This is a genomic window from Sphingomonas sp. (genome assembly GCF_036731925.1).
Classification (GTDB): domain Bacteria; phylum Pseudomonadota; class Alphaproteobacteria; order Sphingomonadales; family Sphingomonadaceae; genus Sphingomonas.
The window spans coordinates 792,568-809,849 of sequence record NZ_DAINDJ010000002.1; the positions used below are offsets into that span (position 1 = coordinate 792,568).

General features: G+C 67.0%; 21 protein-coding genes. 10 read left to right on the top strand and 11 right to left on the bottom strand.

Going from position 1 to position 17,282, the window contains the following annotated elements; all coding sequences use genetic code 11:
• Positions 1-8: 8 nt before the first annotated feature.
• The gene (locus V7E00_RS13225; protein ID WP_333573105.1) at positions 9-383 is read right to left on the bottom strand and encodes a carboxymuconolactone decarboxylase family protein; all 375 of its coding nucleotides are present in this window, start codon (positions 381-383) and stop codon (positions 9-11) included.
• Positions 384-406: 23 nt separating this feature from the next.
• Between V7E00_RS13225 and V7E00_RS13230 the strand changes: the two genes are divergently transcribed.
• Positions 407-736: an ArsR/SmtB family transcription factor gene (locus V7E00_RS13230; protein ID WP_333573106.1), complete on the top strand. Its 330-nt coding sequence runs from the start codon at positions 407-409 to the stop codon at positions 734-736.
• Entirely contained in the window at positions 733-1,260 is a 528-nt protein-coding gene (locus V7E00_RS13235) for a rhodanese-like domain-containing protein (RefSeq protein WP_333573107.1), read from the top strand. The genes V7E00_RS13230 and V7E00_RS13235 overlap by 4 nt, the downstream gene beginning before the upstream one ends.
• A gap of 123 nt (positions 1,261-1,383) precedes the next feature.
• Here the strand turns inward: V7E00_RS13235 and typA are convergent, their stop codons facing one another.
• Complete coding sequence (typA, locus tag V7E00_RS13240; RefSeq protein ID WP_333573108.1) at positions 1,384-3,228, bottom strand: translational GTPase TypA; 1,845 nt, start codon at positions 3,226-3,228, stop codon at positions 1,384-1,386.
• 86 nt (positions 3,229-3,314) lie between these two features.
• A complete protein-coding gene (locus V7E00_RS13245; protein WP_333573109.1) occupies positions 3,315-3,824 on the bottom strand; it encodes a DUF3237 domain-containing protein in 510 nt (169 codons plus the stop codon).
• Positions 3,825-3,973: 149 nt separating this feature from the next.
• On the opposite strand from V7E00_RS13245, the gene V7E00_RS13250 reads away from it, so the two are divergent.
• A complete protein-coding gene (locus V7E00_RS13250) occupies positions 3,974-5,179 on the top strand; it encodes a toxic anion resistance protein (protein WP_333573110.1) in 1,206 nt (401 codons plus the stop codon).
• A gap of 6 nt (positions 5,180-5,185) precedes the next feature.
• Positions 5,186-5,896 (top strand): hypothetical protein, encoded by a 711-nt coding sequence (locus V7E00_RS13255; protein WP_333573111.1) that lies wholly within the window; start codon positions 5,186-5,188, stop codon positions 5,894-5,896.
• Between the two features lie 4 nt (positions 5,897-5,900).
• On the opposite strand, the gene V7E00_RS13260 is transcribed toward V7E00_RS13255, so the two are convergent.
• Positions 5,901-6,086 carry a hypothetical protein gene (locus tag V7E00_RS13260; RefSeq protein ID WP_333573112.1) on the bottom strand — a complete coding sequence of 62 codons (186 nt, stop codon included), beginning with the start codon at positions 6,084-6,086 and terminating at the stop codon, positions 5,901-5,903.
• Between the two features lie 146 nt (positions 6,087-6,232).
• On the opposite strand from V7E00_RS13260, the gene V7E00_RS13265 reads away from it, so the two are divergent.
• The 3 genes from V7E00_RS13265 (at position 6,233) to V7E00_RS13275 (ending at position 8,447) form a co-directional block, all read left to right on the top strand.
• Positions 6,233-6,631: a response regulator gene (locus V7E00_RS13265; RefSeq protein WP_333573113.1), complete on the top strand. Its 399-nt coding sequence runs from the start codon at positions 6,233-6,235 to the stop codon at positions 6,629-6,631.
• A 70-nt stretch (positions 6,632-6,701) separates the two neighbouring features.
• Positions 6,702-7,736 (top strand): hypothetical protein, encoded by a 1,035-nt coding sequence (locus V7E00_RS13270; RefSeq protein WP_333573114.1) that lies wholly within the window; start codon positions 6,702-6,704, stop codon positions 7,734-7,736.
• A gap of 150 nt (positions 7,737-7,886) precedes the next feature.
• Positions 7,887-8,447, top strand: coding sequence for a transferrin-binding protein-like solute binding protein (locus tag V7E00_RS13275; protein ID WP_333573115.1), 561 nt, complete (start codon positions 7,887-7,889; stop codon positions 8,445-8,447).
• Between the two features lie 33 nt (positions 8,448-8,480).
• Here the strand turns inward: V7E00_RS13275 and V7E00_RS13280 are convergent, their stop codons facing one another.
• The 3 genes from V7E00_RS13280 to V7E00_RS13290 form a co-directional block, all read right to left on the bottom strand.
• The gene (locus tag V7E00_RS13280) at positions 8,481-9,425 is read right to left on the bottom strand and encodes a cation diffusion facilitator family transporter (protein ID WP_333573116.1); all 945 of its coding nucleotides are present in this window, start codon (positions 9,423-9,425) and stop codon (positions 8,481-8,483) included.
• Between the two features lie 11 nt (positions 9,426-9,436).
• Positions 9,437-9,796, bottom strand: coding sequence for a hypothetical protein (locus tag V7E00_RS13285; RefSeq protein WP_333573117.1), 360 nt, complete (start codon positions 9,794-9,796; stop codon positions 9,437-9,439).
• Between the two features lie 135 nt (positions 9,797-9,931).
• Positions 9,932-10,699 (bottom strand): Bax inhibitor-1/YccA family protein, encoded by a 768-nt coding sequence (locus V7E00_RS13290; RefSeq protein ID WP_333573118.1) that lies wholly within the window; start codon positions 10,697-10,699, stop codon positions 9,932-9,934.
• 161 nt (positions 10,700-10,860) lie between these two features.
• Between V7E00_RS13290 and thpR the strand changes: the two genes are divergently transcribed.
• Positions 10,861-11,397 (top strand): RNA 2',3'-cyclic phosphodiesterase, encoded by a 537-nt coding sequence (gene thpR, locus V7E00_RS13295; RefSeq protein ID WP_333573119.1) that lies wholly within the window; start codon positions 10,861-10,863, stop codon positions 11,395-11,397.
• Here thpR and V7E00_RS13300 read toward each other — a convergent pair.
• The gene (locus V7E00_RS13300) at positions 11,379-11,936 is read right to left on the bottom strand and encodes a TetR/AcrR family transcriptional regulator (protein WP_333573120.1); all 558 of its coding nucleotides are present in this window, start codon (positions 11,934-11,936) and stop codon (positions 11,379-11,381) included. The two genes, thpR and V7E00_RS13300, sit on opposite strands and share 19 nt — an antisense overlap.
• 56 nt (positions 11,937-11,992) lie before the next feature.
• Between V7E00_RS13300 and V7E00_RS13305 the strand changes: the two genes are divergently transcribed.
• Positions 11,993-12,463 carry a monooxygenase family protein gene (locus V7E00_RS13305; protein WP_333573121.1) on the top strand — a complete coding sequence of 157 codons (471 nt, stop codon included), beginning with the start codon at positions 11,993-11,995 and terminating at the stop codon, positions 12,461-12,463.
• 15 nt (positions 12,464-12,478) lie between these two features.
• On the opposite strand, the gene V7E00_RS13310 is transcribed toward V7E00_RS13305, so the two are convergent.
• The 3 genes from V7E00_RS13310 to V7E00_RS13320 form a co-directional block, all read right to left on the bottom strand.
• Positions 12,479-13,864 carry a methyl-accepting chemotaxis protein gene (locus V7E00_RS13310; RefSeq protein ID WP_333573122.1) on the bottom strand — a complete coding sequence of 462 codons (1,386 nt, stop codon included), beginning with the start codon at positions 13,862-13,864 and terminating at the stop codon, positions 12,479-12,481.
• A 160-nt stretch (positions 13,865-14,024) separates the two neighbouring features.
• A complete protein-coding gene (locus V7E00_RS13315; RefSeq protein WP_333573123.1) occupies positions 14,025-15,140 on the bottom strand; it encodes a zinc-binding dehydrogenase in 1,116 nt (371 codons plus the stop codon).
• A gap of 21 nt (positions 15,141-15,161) precedes the next feature.
• Positions 15,162-15,632: a low molecular weight protein-tyrosine-phosphatase gene (locus V7E00_RS13320; RefSeq protein WP_333573124.1), complete on the bottom strand. Its 471-nt coding sequence runs from the start codon at positions 15,630-15,632 to the stop codon at positions 15,162-15,164.
• Between the two features lie 81 nt (positions 15,633-15,713).
• Here V7E00_RS13320 and V7E00_RS13325 point away from each other — a divergent pair, with 81 nt between their 5' ends.
• Entirely contained in the window at positions 15,714-17,282 is a 1,569-nt protein-coding gene (locus tag V7E00_RS13325) for an MFS transporter (RefSeq protein ID WP_333573125.1), read from the top strand.

Below are 17,282 nucleotides of genomic sequence, written 5' to 3' on the forward strand. Positions count from 1 at the left end.
CACGCGGATCAGGCGCCCGCTTCCGCGAACTGGTCGTACGCTCGCAGCGCATCCACCGCGTACATCAGCGCCGGGCCGCCGCCCATGTACACGCACACGCCCAGCACCTCCGCAACCTCGGCGCGGGTGGCGCCCATGCCGACCAGCGCCTTGGCGTGGAAGCCGATGCAGCCGTCGCACCGCTGTGTCACCCCGATCGCAAGCGCGACCAGCTCCTTGGTCCTGGCGTCCACCGTGCCTTCTGCCCCGGCCGCTTTCGCCATGGCGTGGAAGCCCGCCATCGTCTCCGGCGCCAGCTTCCGCAGCTGCGCCGAATAGTCGGAAATGTCGTGGATTAGCGTGCGATAATCCTTGGCCATGGGATTTCCCATTGATTCGTCCATCCATGAATTGATATAAATATGGAATGAACGCAAGTGACGTCGTGAATCCCCTGATGGAAGCAATGGCCCCCAAGGCCGCCGGTGCCGCCGCGCTGCTCTCCGGCCTCGCCAACCCGCACCGGCTGATGATCCTTTGCGCCTTGGTCGAAGGCGAGCAGAGCGTCGGTGCATTGATCGCGGCGACGGGCATCGCACCGACCTCGATGTCGCAGCATCTGAACAAGCTGAAGGAGGAAGGCATCGTCGCCGCGCGGCGCGAGCATCGCACGCTCTTCTATTCGATCACCCACCCCGCCGCCCGCGACCTGATGGCGGTGCTCCACGCGCATTTCTGCGGAAAGGACGACGCATGACCGCCACGATCACGGCCCCCGAGGCGCACCGCCTGCTTGGCCGGGGCGACGCACTGCTGATCGACGTGCGCGAGCCCGGCGAGTTCGCCACCAGCCACATTCCCTATGCGGCCTCGATGCCGCTGGGGGCGCTGCCGGTGTTGCTCGCGGATGCCGATCTGCCGCCCGACCGGCTGCTGATCTTCCAGTGCCAGAAGGGCGGCCGTGGCAGCCAGGCCTGTGCGATCGCGAAGGACATGCTGGGTGACCGTGTGCGCAATCTCAGCGGCGGGATCGAAGCCTGGTCGGCGGCAGGCCTGCCGCTCGCCGGGCCGGGCGTGCCGCGCGTCTCGATCTTCCGGCAGGTGCAGATGATCGTCGGGCTTCTCGTGCTCGGCTGCACGCTGATCGGGCTGGCGGGGTTCGCACCGGGCTTCTACGCCGCCGGCTTCTTCGGATTCATGCTGGCGTTCGCCGGGGTCAGCGGCTGGTGCGGTCTGGGCATGGCGCTGCAGCGGGCGCCGTGGAACCGCCTGGTGGCATAGGCGGCGCACCGCGGTCGATCGTCCTCTCGGCGAAAGCCAGAACGACGATGTAGGGGGTATCCCCCAACGAAAAAGCCCCCGCCGTCGCCGGCAGGGGCCCTTTCTTTACCGTATCGGCGTGGCTCAGTCGGCCGACTTCGCCCGGCTGGCGCGCTTGCGCTCGTTCGGGTCGAGGTAGCGCTTGCGCAGACGGATGGTCTTCGGCGTCACTTCCACCATCTCGTCGTCGTCGATGTACGCGATGGCCTGCTCCAGCGTCATCTTCTTCGGCGGGGTCAGGCGGATCGCGTCGTCCTTGCCGCCCGAAGCGCGGAAGTTCGTCAGCTGCTTCGCCTTCATCGGGTTGACCTCGAGGTCTTCCGTCTTGGCGTTCTCGCCGATGATCATGCCCTCATACAGGGCCTCGCCATGGCCGACGAACAGGATACCGCGCTCTTCGAGCGGGCCCAGCGCATAGCCCTGGGCTTCGCCGGCACCGTTGGAGATCAGCACGCCGTTCTTGCGGCCTTCGATCTTGCCCTTGTGGGGGCCGTACTTCTCGAACAGCCGGTTCATGATGCCGGTACCGCGGGTGTCCGACAGGAACTCGCCGTGATAGCCGATCATGCCCCGCGACGGGGCGGAGAAGGTGATGCGGGTCTTGCCGCCGCCCGAGGGACGCATGTCGGTCATCTCGGCCTTGCGCAGGTTCATCTTCTCGACGACCGTGCCCGAATATTCCTCGTCCACGTCGATGATGACGGTTTCGTACGGCTCGGTCTTGTTGCCGTTCTCGTCCTGGCCGAACAGCACGCGCGGGCGGCTGATGCCCAGCTCGAAGCCTTCGCGGCGCATCGTCTCGATCAGCACGCCAAGCTGAAGCTCGCCGCGGCCGGCGACTTCGTAGCTGTCGCGGTCTGCGGCCTCGGTCACCTTCACGGCGACGTTCGATTCGGCTTCGCGGAACAGGCGGTCGCGGATCATGCGGCTCGTCACCTTGGTGCCCTCGCGGCCCGCCATCGGCGAGTCGTTCACGGCGAAGCGCATCGACAGCGTCGGCGGATCGATCGGCTGCGCCTGCAGCGGCTCGGTGACCGACGGGTCGCAGATCGTGTTCGACACGGTGGCGACGGCCAGGCCGGCGAGGCTGATGATGTCACCCGCCTTGGCCTCTTCCACCGGCACGCGATCGAGCCCGCGGAACGACAGGATCTTCGAGGCGCGGCCGGTCTCGATGACGTTGCCTTCCGCGTCGAGCGCGTGGATCGGCTGGTTGAGCTTCACCGTGCCCGAGTTGACGCGGCCGGTGAGGATGCGGCCCAGGAAGTTGTCGCGGTCGAGCAGCGTCACCAGGAAGGTGAAGGGCACGTCCTCGACTTCGACTTTCGGCGCCGGCACGTGGCTGACGATCGTCTCGAACATCGGGATCAGCGTGCCTTCGCGCGCGTCCATGTCGGTCGAGGCATAGCCGTTGCGGCCCGAGGCGTAGAGCACCGGGAAGTCGAGCTGCTCGTCATTCGCGTCCAGCGACACGAACAGATCGAACACTTCGTCCAGCACTTCCTGGATGCGCGCGTCGCTGCGGTCGACCTTGTTGACGACGACGATCGGCTTCAGGCCCAGCGCCAGCGCCTTGCCGGTCACGAACTTGGTCTGCGGCATCGCGCCTTCGGACGAATCGACCAGCAGGACGACGCCGTCGACCATGCTCAGGATTCGCTCCACTTCGCCGCCGAAATCGGCGTGGCCGGGCGTGTCGACGATGTTGATGCGAATCGCCTCGTCGGCACCCGGCGGCGTCCAGTCGACCGAGGTGGGCTTGGCGAGAATGGTGATCCCGCGCTCCTTCTCGAGGTCGTTGGAATCCATCGCACGCTCTTCGACGCGCTGGTTGTCACGGAAGGTGCCGGACTGGCGGAAGAGCTGGTCGACGAGGGTGGTCTTGCCATGGTCGACGTGTGCGATAATCGCCACGTTACGGAGGTTCATGCGATTTCCTGATTGGCGCGGAAGCGCGCGTACGGGCGGCCCCATAGCGGAAATGGTGCGTCGCGGGAAGGCCCTCGTATTTCCCGCTATAGGATACGGTGCACCGTGATCCGCACCGCCGCCCCCCGGCCCGCGGGCGGCGCCCCGATCGTGCCGGTGAAGACCGACTGGTTGAGCCAGGCGTGCGGTCCCTCCGATACCTCGAACCAGGGCGTCGTGCGCACATAGGGCCGCTGGGGGTCGCGGCTGATCAGGCCCTTGTTGATCACATGGATCAGCGTGCCGTCCTCCGCCTGCATCATGTAATCGGCGTGGACATCTAGCATGCCGTCCGGCCGCTCCAGCTGCCAGTCCATGCCGCCCGCCAGCACCGTCCCGCGGATGCGCGGCCCCTCGAAGCTGCCGCCGGTGATCGGGATACGGTTGCGAACGCCGTACGGCGTCTTCCCCACGGGCGTACCCGCGCCAAGCGTGACGACGGCATCATAGGCGAACTCCAGCGCCAGGCTCGCTCCCGGCGCAGCCTTGGCATCGGGAGCGATGCCTGCCGCCAGCCCAGCCAGTCCCATCGAGCCCAGCACGTCGCGCCGCTGCATCCACCCCTCCCTCTTGCCTCACGGCGATACAATGCGGGCGGCCGCGGCGGGTCAAGTTGCATTCCAAACTGTGCTATCTACATGACACACTTGCGGGATACGTGCTTCGCCTGCATGGTTATCCCCACGGAGTTGGAGAGAGAGTGACGATGGCGACTGTGACGGATACCGCAGAACAGGGTCTGGTGCTCACGCCCCCGGATCCCGTCCCCGCCGTGGCGCCGGAAAAGGCCGCCGGGCTGGTGCCGGTCGAAGACACCAAGAAGTCGGAACTGGACAAGCGAGTCACCGGCTTCATCGACGACCTGATCGCGCAGGACGTGAACTCGCCCGAATTCGGCAAGCGCGTCGATGCGATCGCGGCGATGGGTCAGAAGGAAATTCGCGAGGCCGCCGGCCAGTCGAACCGCTTCCTCGATCGCCCGGTGCGCGCGATGGGCAGCGAAGGCGGCGTCGGCGCCGACCTGCTTGCACTGCGCAAGACGGTGGAAGACCTCGATCCCTCGCGCAACGGCAAGCTGATTGGCGGCAAGGACGGCTTCCTGTCGAAGATCTTTGGCGGCGGCGCGCTGACCAATTATTTCCGCAAGTACCAGTCGTCGCAGACCCACATCAACGGCATCCTCAAGAACCTGGCCAACGGCAAGGACGAGCTGCTGCAGGACAATGCCGCGATCGCCACCGAGCGCGCCAATCTGTGGAACGCGATGGGTCGGCTGGAGCAGATGATCTATCTTTCCAAGGCGATGGACGAGAAGCTCGAGGACAAGGCGAACGAGCTGGATCACACCGATCCCGCCAAGGCCAAGGCGATCCGCGAGACCGCACTCTTCTATGTCCGCCAGCGCACCCAGGACCTGCTCACCCAGATGGCGGTGACGGTGCAGGGCTATCTGGCGCTCGATCTGGTCAAGAAGAACAATGTCGAGCTGATCAAGGGCGTCGATCGCGCCTCGACCACCACCGTCTCGGCGCTGCGCACCGCGGTGACCGTCGCGCAGGCGCTCAACAACCAGAAGCTGGTGCTCGACCAGATCACGGCGCTCAACACCACCACCGCCAATCTGATCGAATCGACCGGGCAGCTGCTCAAGAGCCAGACCGCCGCGATCCACGAACAGGCGGCGAGCGCGACCATCCCCGTCGAGACGCTGCAGCGCGCCTTCCAGAACATCTACGACACGATGGATGCGATCGACACGTTCAAGCTGAAGGCGCTCGACAGCATGAAGGTGACGGTCAACACGCTGTCGAACGAAGTCGAGAAGTCGAAGGGCTATATCGCCCGTGCCGAGGGTGCCGAGCAGAACCGGCTCGGCGGCCCCACGGACGGCTTCAAGCTGGAGGCGATGTAAGCCGCGATGCCGAATGACGTGGACCGCCTGCTCGCCCGCGGCGAGGAACTGATCGAGCGTTCGCGCGCCCGCACCGAGGGCGCCCTCGCCACCCGCACCCGCAAGCGGCGCGAGGCGGAGATCCTCGCCCGGCTCGGCCGGATCGCGGCGGCGGATGCGGTGATCATCATCGCAGCGATCGTGATCGGCATGTTCGTACCGCTGGGCATGTTCGGCGCGCTGGCCGTGATGGCATTGCTGATCCTGGCGACGCTCGTCTTCGCCTCGCTGCCCGTCACCAGCGCGCCGCGCGTCGAGCAGCTGGTGCAGGTTCCCCTGAAGGCGCTGCCGTCCACCACCGAACGCTGGCTGGAGACGCAGCGGCTGGCGCTGCCGGCGCCCGCGCGCACGCTGGTCGACTCGATCGGGGTGAAGCTGGAGACGCTGGCGCCGCAGCTCGCCCGGCTGGACGAGGCCTCGCCTGCGGCGAACGAGGTCCGCAAGCTGATCGGTGAGCAGCTGCCCGAGCTGGTAAAGGGCTATGGCCGCGTGCCCGAGCCGCTGCGCACCGTGCCGCGCAACGGCATGACACCGGACCAGCAGCTGGCGCAGGGCCTGCAGGTGATCGACGAGGAGATCGCCGAGATGACCGCGCAGCTGGCGCAGGGCGATCTCGACGCGCTGGCGACGCGGGGCAACTTCCTGCAGATCAAGTACAAGGACGACGAACTGGGCTGATCGCTCAGAACAGCGCGACCACATAGCGGATCAGGTCGGCGATGCCGCTCGCGCTGACGGGCAGCAGGAGCAGGATGAGCGCGTAGACCAGGAACATTCGCGTGAGGAATCGCTCGCGCTTGCCCGGCGGCACCGGGGCCGGCTGGCGCGGCTCGGGCCGCGGCCAGGTGCGATTCTCGTCGAAGAACATCGCTGCGCAGGGTGCCGTATCCCTGGCCGGGTCGCAACCGCCCCTTGGGCCAGCGGACCAGTATCTGCGGCCGCCACCCCACCTAGGAGTTTTGCGTAGAGACCGGGCGGGTGTGCCGTGGCGGGCAGGGCAATCAGGCCCGATCCATGACCATGCCGCACCCCGCCGAGCGCCCCAGCGTACTCCTTGTCGAAGACGATGACGGCGTGCGCCGCGCGACGCAGCTTCTGCTCCACGGCCGCGGATACCGGGTGCGTGCGCACAGCGCAGCCGCCGCGTCGCTGGCGGACCCGCTGGCATTCGAGGCCGCCTATCTGGTCGCCGATTATCGCCTTCCGGATGGCAACGGTGTCCAGTTGCTGCGCGACCTGCAGGCAAAGGGCTGGACTGGGCGCGCGGTTCTGATGACGGGCTATCCGAGCCCAGGCCTTGCACATGAAGCGGCCGCCAGCGGCTATGCGGCACTGCTGGAAAAGCCGCTGCGGGGCCATGAACTGCTCAGCCTGCTGGAGACAGGCGGCCAGGGGCACGCAATCGACGCCTGATCATTCAAATTCCGATTTGCTTTCTGGATAGATGCGCTAGGTCACTGCGAAGACTTGTTGGGGGGAAATCTTGCAGAAGAAGCCATTCGTGGCAGGCGCAGCCGCCTGCCTGATGTTGAGCGCGTGCAGCGGCGGCAGTGGAGGTGCCGGCGGGGGCGGGATCGGCAGCGGCGGGAGCGGCGGCCTGCCGGCGGCGCCAACCAACACGACGCTGACTGACCTGCGGACCAGCCAAAGCTTCACCAACGATGCGGCTGTCAATACGGCGATGTTCGATCTGAAGACGAGCACCGGCATTCAAGGCAGCGCCAGCGGCAGCAGCCTCACCATTCGCTATGACGCGAGCGCCAAAAGCTACACGGTGAGCATGGCCGATCGCTCGCAGAGCTTCGGCTCCGGCGACGTCACTACCGACGATGCGACTCAGACGATCTACAAGAAGTCCGCGAACGGCGCGAACGAATATCTGACCATCGCGAAGGCAGGCTATTCCGGCCTGGCGGCAACCCGCTATGTCCGGCTCGGCTATTGGCAGCGCAACCTGTCAGCGAACGGCCGGCAGAACACCGACTATGTCAGCTTCACCTATGGCTTGCCGACGCCCGCGGGCGCGCTGCCGCGCACCGGCACCGCCGCGTACAAGATCGATACGTTCGGGATGGTCTCGGCGCCGGGCGGAGAACCGCGCTCGATCGGGGGCAGCGGTACCTTCAGCGTCGATCTGGAGCAGGGCCTCTTCTCGGCGTACAGCTCGCTTCAGGAGACGCAGCTCGTCCATAGCGGCGGCACCGTGGGCGGCGGCATCGAGTTCAACGCAGGCGGCAAGATCGCCGCGGACGGCAGCTTCGCGGGGACGCTGGGCTATGGCGGATCGCTGGGACAGGGCGGCGGATCGCTGGCAGGCCGCTTCTATGGTCCGAACGGCGAAGAGCTGGGCGCCACGTTCTTCGCGAACAACGCCGCCGGCCTTTCGGTGGCGGGCTCCTTCACCGGCGCGCGCGATTCCACCCTGCAGGCCGACAATTTCACGCTGACCAACCTCACCCACGAACAGCAATTCTACACGCGGTTCGGCACCAATGTCGGCGGCTCGCTGACCTGGTAGAATTCGGAGACGTTCACCGCCTCCAGCTACTCGTCCGGCTATTCGGGCGGCCAGTTCACCCTGGCGGACAAGATCGCCAGCGCCGATCCGAACTTCACGACCTACAAGAAGTCGTTCACGACCTATTACGACAGCCAGTATTTGCAGCCGGTGACGCTGGAGCTCTACAAGCCCGGCAGCGCTAACACCGAACTGGCGCTGACCTATGCCAGCTTCGGCCACTGGATCACCACCGAAGTCATCGGGGGCAGCAACAAGCCGCGCGTGGACCAGTATTTCGTCTATGGATTCTACACGCCGACGGCGATGTTCGCAGCGCGCACCGGCACGGCGGAATATACCGGCATCGCCTATGGCACCGGCTCGACCTACACCACCGGCGAAAAATATGCCGTAACGGGATCCTCGAAGTTCGTCGTCGATTTCAGCGCTGCCAAGCTCAACGCGACCCTCGTCCTCGCGGGCAAGTCGATGACGAGCGGGAGCAATTTGAACTTCGGCAGCTTCGATTTCGCCGGCAAGCTCTCGTCCTATGGCGCCACGGGCGAAGCCAGCTTCATCCGCGACCAGACCACCCTCGGCACGATCTCCGCGAGCTTTTTCGGCCCGGATGCCAGCGAAGTCGCCGCACCCTTCTATCTGAACCTGCCGGCCAACAGCGTAGCGCCGAATACGTCGATCACCGGCGCTGCCGTCGCCAAGCGGCGTTGACGGGAGCACGGGCGGCACCACGCCGCCCGTGCCTCAGCCGGTCACCACCTCGGCGTCCTCCCGCTTCTCCGGGCGGATATAGATCGAGCTGAGCTGGGGCAGCGCCGCCTTCAGCTTGGCCTCGATCCGTTCGATCAGCGTCTCCGCCTCGCCCATCGCCAGGCTGTCGTCGAAGTCGGCGCTGATCGCCACGAACACGCGTTCGGGCGCGGTATGAATGGTGCGGACATGGTTGACGGCGGTGACGCGCGGCTCGGCCTCCAGCATCGCCCGCACCTGCGCGATCAGGTCCGGATTGGCGCGTTCGCCGATCAACAGCCCCTTGGCCTCACGCGCCAGCAGCGTCGCGACGGCCGCGAGGATCAGCCCGATCGCGATCGACGCCATGCCGTCGATCCGTGGATCGTCCCAGGCATGGCTCGCCCATACGCCGATGGCGGCGACGATCAGCCCGGCGAGTGCCGCCGAATCCTCGAACAGCACGATGAAGCCGGCGGGATCCTTCGATTCGCGGATTGCCTTCCACCAGCCGCAATCCCCCTTGCTCTCGCGGAACTCGCGGATGGCGATCGCCCAGCTGGTGCCCTCCATCACAGTGGCGATGCCGAGCACGATGTAATTGACCAGCGGATCGCGCAGCGGCTCCGGATCGATGATGTGGAGATAGCCTTCGTACACCGATACGCCGGCGCCCAGCCCGAAGATCAGGATGGCGACCACGAAGGCCCAGAAATAGAGCTCTCGGCCATAGCCGAAGGGATGCTCGGCATCAGGCGGCCGCTTGGCGCGGCGCTGGCCGTAGAGCAGCAGGATCTGGTTGAGGCTGTCGACCAGGCTGTGGACGCCCTCGGTGAGCATCGAGGACGACGCGGTGATCGCCGCCGCGACGAACTTCGCGACGGCGATCCCGATATTGGCGGCGAGCGCCGCGTAGAGAACGATATTGGCGCGCCAGCCCGACGCAGGGGGAGCGGCCATGCGTTCCCGCCTCAGTCGATGCCGAGCTTGTGCAGGGCCTTGTCGATCAGGCCCCGGTCTTCCTTGGGAGCATTCTGCTGGCCCGCGCTGCGCTCGGCTTCGGCCTTGGCGTCATAGCCCGAGCTTTCCGGGATCTGGTTGTTGTGCACCGGCTGGGTCGAGGCGGGCGGGTCCGATGCGTCCATCGACTCGTCCAGCGCGCGGTCGAGCCGTGCGTCCTTGCTGGCCGGATCGCGGGCAAGCCGCTCCTCGATCGAAGCATCGGTGCCGGCATCGGCCGAATGGACGGCGCCCTTGGCTTCGTCGTCGGCACGGGGGTCCGGGGCGACCGACATCCGGTCCATCGCGGGGTCGAGGGGGTTGTTGGTCATGCTGCACTCTCCTGAGCGTTACCGGGAGAAAACGGCTCGGCGTGGATTCGCGTTCCGTCACGCCGGAAACGGGCAAAACAAAAGGCCCGGCGGATCGCTCCGCCGGGCCCTTGCTGCATCAGCTTTGGCGCGGGATCAGTCGCGCGAGCTGCCGAACAAGCGCAGCAGGAACAGGAACATGTTGATGAAGTCGAGATAGAGGTTCAGCGCCCCCATGATCGCGACCTTGCCCTGCTCCGGCGTGCCGGCGACATAGCTGTAGATGCTCTTGATCTTCTGCGTGTCATAGGCGGTGAGGCCGGCGAAGATCAGCACGCCGACGGCGCTGATCACCAGGCTCATCATGCCCGACTGCAGGAAGATGTTGACGATCGACGCGACGAGCAGCCCCACCAGGCCGATGATCAGGAAGGTGCCGAAGCCCGACAGATCCTTCTTGGTGGTGTAGCCATAGAGGCTCAGCGCGCCGAAGCCGGCGGCGGTGCCGAAGAACACCTGCGCGATCGACATGTCGGTATAGGTGGTGAAGATCGTCGAGAGCGACGCGCCCAGCAGGCCGGCATAGGCGAAGAACAGCGCCTTCAGCGTGCCCTCCGACATGCGGCTCTGGCCGAAGCTCATCGCGAACACGATCGCCAGCGGCGAGAGCATCGCCACCCAGCCGAGCAGCGTGGGCTGCAGCGACAGGCCGCGGCTGGTTTCCACCACCTGGAACAACAGCGCCTGCAGCGATGCGACCTTGCCGAACGCCAGTGCGACGATGCCGGTCAGCAGCACGCCGGACAGCATGTAGTTGTAGACCGACAGCATGTACGACCGGAGCCCCGCGTCATGCGCCGCGGCGCGTGCACTCGCGGTCGCGAAAGGCGACTCGCTCGTGCGGGGATCGGACCAGTTAGCCATTCGAAAAACTCCTTTGCCCGGCGCAGTGCCGGATGGCTGGAATATCGGCCTCGCCACGAGGGTTTTCAAGCAAAACCGGGTCCAGCAACGTTTCGATACACTGGGCCGTGCCAGTTCTCCTTCGCTTTGAACAGGCTAGCCGGTCCGCTAGAGCAGGCGGCATGCATCGTCTGTTCGTCGGCTTCCGTCCACCGCCTGCGATTCGCGCCCAGTTACTGGCGCTTGCCGGCGGCGTGCCGGGCGCGCGGTGGCAGAGCGACACGCAGCTCCATTGTACGTTGCGCTATATCGGCGAAGTCGAACGGCCGATGGCGGAAGACGTCGCGATCGCGCTCGGCGCTATCCGCTTCGCGCCGTTCGAACTGGCGATCGCCGGCGTCGGCGAATTCGGCTCGCGCGGCCGGCCAAACGCGCTCTGGGCGGGGTTGCGGCCGCACGAGACGGTCACGCAGTTGCACCAGAAGATCGACCAGGCGCTGGTCCGGCTGGGTCTGGCGCCCGAACGCCGCGCCTATCTGCCGCACATCACCCTTGCCCGGATGAACGTGGGCGCAGGCGCCAACGATCGCTTTCTCGAGACGCATGCCGGGCTCGCCAGCGCGCCGTTCGCTGTCGACAGCTTCCTGCTCTACGAGAGCCATCTCGGCCGCGAAGGTGCCAGCTACGACGCGATCGAGCGTTACCCGCTGCGCGGCTGAGCGCCCGCGACGCCGTCCGCCACCAGCGCCATCGCCGCGCCGACCACGCCGTCCTCCGCCGGCACCTTGCCGTCGAGCGCCAGCGTCGACAGGCCGTGCACCACGCCCCAGGCGGCGAGCGTCGCCGGCCCAGCCTCGCCCCCTGCCAGGCTCGCCACGCGCCGCGACAGGATCGCGAAGGCTTCGCCATAATCCTTGGGTGCCACCGCACAGCCCGGATTGCCGCCGAACATCAGCCGGAACATCGCCGGGTGCGCCTGCGCGAAGCGGAAATAGGCCAGGCCTTGGGCGATCAGCGCGGCCTTGGGCGGCTCGGCCAGATCCGCCGTCGCGAGCACCGCTGCGAGTTCGGCAAACCCCGCCTCGGCCACCGCGCCAAGCAGCGCCGACTTGTCGGCAAAGTGGCGGTAGGGCGCCATCGCCGACACGCCGGTCGCCTTGGCCAGCGCGCGCAGCGTCACACCCGCTTCGCCCTGAGCGTGCAACAGCGCGATCGCCGCATCGATCAGCCGCGCGCGCAGTCCATCTGCAACTTCCATCTTGTTTACACCGTAAACCTGCCGTATCGTGTACACTGTAAACAAGGAGACTCGCCATGCAAGCCGGCACGTTCCGCGAGACGGTGGATCTCGCTGCCTATCCGGAAATGATCGTCGTGATCCTGGGGTTCAAGCTGCGCCGCTGGCGTGCGCTCCCCGCGATGATGCGGATCGGCCGCGGGCTCGCCGAGATCAAGAAGAACCCGCCCGACGGGCTGCTCGCCGAGGACGGCATGCTGTTCGGCTGGAACCATGTCGGCTTCCGCCAATATTGGCGCGATCTGCCGAGCCTGGAGGCTTTCACACGCAGCGCGCCACACAGCGTCTGGTGGCGGGATTTCCTGAAGGACCCGCAGGGCGCCGGCTTCTGGCACGAGGCCTATAGCGCCCGCGGCATCGAGGCAGTGTACGTCAACCTGCCGGGTCAGCGCCTCGGCCTCGGCATGTTCGCGCCGATGGTGGAGCCAGTGGGCACGCTGCTGTCGACCCGCCAGCGCCTCCACGCCCATGCCGGGGTGGAGCGCTGAAGCGGGCGGGCGCCGTCAGAACGACGCCCAGTCGCCGTTCGCCATGGCAGGTGCGGGTACTGCAGCGCGGCCCTGCCCTGCCGGACGCTTGCCCGCGATCGCGGGACGGCGAAGCGGCAGGCTCATCCGGGCATTGTGGCCGTCGCCGACGGTGAACGCCTGCGCCGAACGCTTCAGCGTTTCGACTTCGCCGCTCAGGTTGCGCGCGGCGGCCGAGGTTTCCTCGACCATGGCGGCATTCTGCTGCGTGGCCTGATCCATCACGGTGATGGCGGTGCTGATCTCCCCGATCGACGAGGCCTGGGCCTGGTTGGCGCTGGCCATGCTGCCGAGCAGGTCGTGCACTTCGCGCACGTCGGTGGCGATTGCCGCAAAGGCGTCGTCGACGCGCTGGACCATGCCCACCGCCGCGGTCACGTCGGCCTGGGTGGTCGTCAGCTGGTCGCGGGCCCGGCCGGCCTCTTCCTCGGCGCGCATCGCGAGCGCCGACACCAGATCGGCAACCACGGCGAAGCCGCGACCCGCCTCGCCGGCGCGGCCGGCTTCCACCGCAGCGTTCATTGCAAGAACGCGCGTCTGGAAGGCGATCTTGTCCAATCCCTCGATCACGTCGTCGATGCCCTTCGCGCTTTCCGACACGCGGCTCATTGCCGACACTGCTTCGTCGGCGACGTCGCGGCCCGCCTGGACCGAGGCGATTGCCCCGTCCGCGCGTGCCACCGTCTCGTTGGCGTGGCCCGCAGTGCTGCGCAAGCGCTGGTCCATTTCGCTGATCGAGTGGACGGTCTGTTGCAGGCTGGCCGCGGCGCTTTCGGTACGGCGCGACAGGTCCTCGGACGCAACGGCGATTTCCGCCGACCCCGTGCTGATCGTCTCCGCCGACAGCGTGACGGAGCGAACCAGTTCGCGGAGCGCGGCCAGCGCTTCGTTGAAGTTGCTCTTCAGCACGGCATTGGCACCGGGGAAATCGGCAGTGACGTCGGCAGTGAGGTCGCCCCTAGCGAGTCGCTCGAGCGACTGGCCCAGCACCTGCACCACGGCAGCCTGCTGCTCGGCGGCTTCGCGCTGGGCAACTGCGGCATCGCGGAATACCAGCATCGCGCGCGAGATGCGGCCGACGCAGTCCTCATAGTCGGTATGGGCGATCGGCGCTGCCAGGTTACCGGCGGCAAGGCCTTCCATGCGCACTACGGTCGCGACATAGGGGTCGGCGATGACGCGGCTGAACATGCGGGTGAGCACGAAGCCGGCCGCGATCACCACCACGTTGAGCCCCAGCATCACCCAGTGCGGCAGCACCAGGTTGAGAACTGCCAAGACCGTCATGATCCCGATCATCGACCCGAAGGCGACCTTCAGCTTCTCCCGAATGGGAGCCTTAACTTCCAACCAATGCAGCATTTCGTCCCTCACGATCAGGTCCCGGCATTGCCTGCCGGCCCCGCGTTCAGCCCACCCAAGCGCATTGTAGGAAGCGAGTCGTTAAAAAGGTCCGATCGGACATGGACCGGAAATAATTTGTTGTAATTGGCGGGTGCTGCAACCAGCGCCCGCCACCCTCTCAACCTCGGGCCGGGTCGATCAGGAACTTCTCGCCGGTGGCCTTGCGCTCATAGGCGCGCAGCACGTCCGGCTGCAGCGCCTCGGCCAGGCCGATGGTGCGGGTGTAGCGGCTGGCGAAGGTGGTGGTCAGCTCCGCCAGGATCCGCTGCCGCATCGCGCCGAGGGTTTCCATGCCGGCGCGCCGCAGGAACGGCATCAGCAGCCAGCCCGACACGCTCCACTGAAAGCCGAAAGCCAGCCGGTTGAGCGTGGTCGGCGCCAAGTCGAGGGCACCATAGATGTACAGCTGTTTGAACTGGTCGGATCCGTAGCGGCTATATTCCGTCATCTTGCGCACCGCCGCAGCTTCCATGGCCTGCAGGATGTCGCTGCCCACCGCGCCGCCGCCGATCGCATCGAAGGCGATGGTGGCGCCGGTCTCGGCCACCGCATCGGTCAGCCTGGCGCGGAAATCCTCGTCACGGCTGTTGACGATGTGGGTCGCGCCGATCTCGCGCAGGATCGTCGCCTGCTCCTCGGAGCGGACGATGTTCACCAGCGGCACGCCGTCCGCCAGGCAGATCTTCTGCAGCATCTGCCCCAGGTTGGAAGCCGCAGCGGTGTGCACGATCGCGCTATGGCCGTCGCGTCGCATCGTCTCGACGAAACCGAGCGCGGTGAGCGGATTGACGAAGATTGCCGCGCCGTCCGCCGCCGCGGTGCCCTCGGGCAGTTCGACAACGTCGCGTGCCTTGAGCAGCCGGTAATCGGCGAACATCGCGCCGCCGATCGCGGAGACGCGCTTGCCCATCAGCTGCGCGGCGTCGGCCCCTGCTGCGACAACCGTGCCCGCGCCTTCATTGCCCACCGGCATCGACTGGCCCAGCCGCGCCTTCATGCTGCCCAGCCGACCCTTGGGCACTTCGAAGACGAGCGCATCCCCGTCCTCGCGCAGGCTGTCCACCTGCGCGGGCCCCAGCAACAGGCCGAGATCGCTGGGATTGATCGGCGCGGCCTCGATGCGGACGATCACTTCGTCAGCCGCGGGTTCGTCATAGGTCACCTGATCCAGCGACAGCCGCAGCGTGCCGTCTTCGCCGAGCGTCGAGCGCAGTTCGCGTCCGGTGAATGCCATGGTCGCTCTCCTTCTTGTGGTTCAACGGGTCTGTACGAGTTCTTCCACCAGCCGGTCGGCCGCCGCGCGCACCTCGTCCCAGGTGCGGTCGAAGCCTTCGGGCCCGCCATAATAGGGGTCGTCGACCGCACGGCCCTCCCAGCCGGGCACCGCATCGAGCAACAGCCGTAGCCGAGCGCGACCGCCGGCGGGCGCGATCCGGCGCAGATCGGCCAGATTCTGCGGGTCGAGCGCCAGGATGTGGTCGAACCGCTCGAAGTCCGCGCGCGTCACCTGCCGGGCGCGCAGCCCGGTGATATCGATGCCGTGCTTCGCGGCGACCGCGATCGAGCGGCGGTCGGGCGCCTCCCCCGCATGCCAGCCGCCGGTCCCCGCCGAGTCGGCGATCACGGCAATGCCCGCGTTCTCCGCAGCTGCGCGGAACGCCGCCTCGGCCAGCGGCGAGCGACATATATTCCCCAGGCAGACGAACAGGAATGCCGGTCCGGCCATCGTGAAAATCATCCTTTCGTAAAACGGGTACGCTCTGCTAGCCTGGCTGGCAACGGCTCGCACAACGCCGAAGGAGAGGATATGGCCAGCATGCCCTTGGCGCCCGATGGGGCGAAGGCGACCCCCTATGCCTGGTACGTGCTGTCGCTGCTGCTGCTCGTCTATATCCTGAACTTCATCGATCGCCAGATCGTCGCCATTCTCGCCGACGACATCAAGCGCGACCTGGGGCTGCGCGATCAGGATATCGGCTTCCTCTACGGTACCGCCTTCGGCGTGTTCTACGCCCTGTTCGGCATCCCGCTCGGCCGGTTGGCGGATAATTGGCACCGGGTGCGGCTGATGACCGCGGGTCTCGTGCTCTGGTCGAGCATGACCGCGCTTTCCGGCTTCGCGCGAACCGGGCTGGTGCTGGGGCTGGCGCGGATGGGCGTGGGGGTAGGCGAGGCAACGGCGGGGCCCGCCGCCTACTCGCTGATCTCGGACTGGTTTCCCAAGCGGCTGCGCGCAACCGCGCTGGCGCTCTATTCCTCCGGCGTTTACCTGGGCGGCGGCCTTTCGCTGTTCCTCGGCGCGCTGATCGTCCAGCGCTGGAACCAGGCCTATCCCGGCGGCGGACCGCTCGGGCTGGTCGGCTGGCAGGCGGCGTTCCTTGCAGTCGGCATCCCCGGTCTGCTCGTCGCCGCGTGGGTCGTCACCCTGCGCGAACCGCCGCGCGGCCTTTCCGAAGGCATGGCGACGCCGCGCCACCCCGCCCCCTTCCGCGCCTTTTTCGAGGAGCTGCTGACCATCATCCCGCCTTTCACGCTGATCGGCGCGGCGCGGCTTGGCCGGGCGACGCTGGCACGCAACCTGGCCGTGCTGGTGCTGGTCGCCGGCCTGGTCACGCTGCTCGTCGCGCTTGGCGAGCCGGCCGCCCAATGGATCGCCGTGGGAATCGGCATCTACGCCGTTTACAGCTGGGCGACCGCGCTCCGGCGCCGGGATCCGCCCACCTATGCGCTGATCGTCGGCTCGCCCGCCTTTCTGTGTGTGGTGCTGGCCTATGGCCTCAACACCTTTCTCGCCTATGCGATGGCCGCATTCGCCCCCAGCTTCATCCGCCGCAGTTTCGATATTCCGCCCGAGCAGCTGGGATCGCTCGGCTTCTGGATCGGCGCGCCGGTCGCACTGGCGGGGTTTCTGGGGGTGACGCTGGCGGGGCGAATCGCCGATGCCTTGCGTGCGCGCAGCCCGGTCGGGCGCATCCACGTCCTGCTGTTCGCCTGCCTGGCGCCGATCGTGCCGATCTTCCTGCTCTTCACCGCGAAGAGCCTGACCATGGCCTATGTCATGCTGCCGGTCGCGCAGTTCCTGATCTGCGGCGGGCTGGGCGCAGCGGCGGCAACCACGCAGGACCTGGTGCTGCCGCGCATGCGGGGCACCGCCACTGCCGCCTTCTTCATCGGCACCACGCTGATCGGCCTCGCGCTCGGGCCCTATTGCGCGGGGCGAATCGCGACGCTGACCGGCGATCTGGCGACCGGGGTACTGGCGCTGCTCGCCAGCGTGCCGATCGCGCTCGGCGCGATCGGCGGCGCCTATCGATTGCTGCCGGCGGCGGAGGCGAGCAAGCTCGCCCGCGCGCGCGCCGCCGGCGAAGCGGTGTAG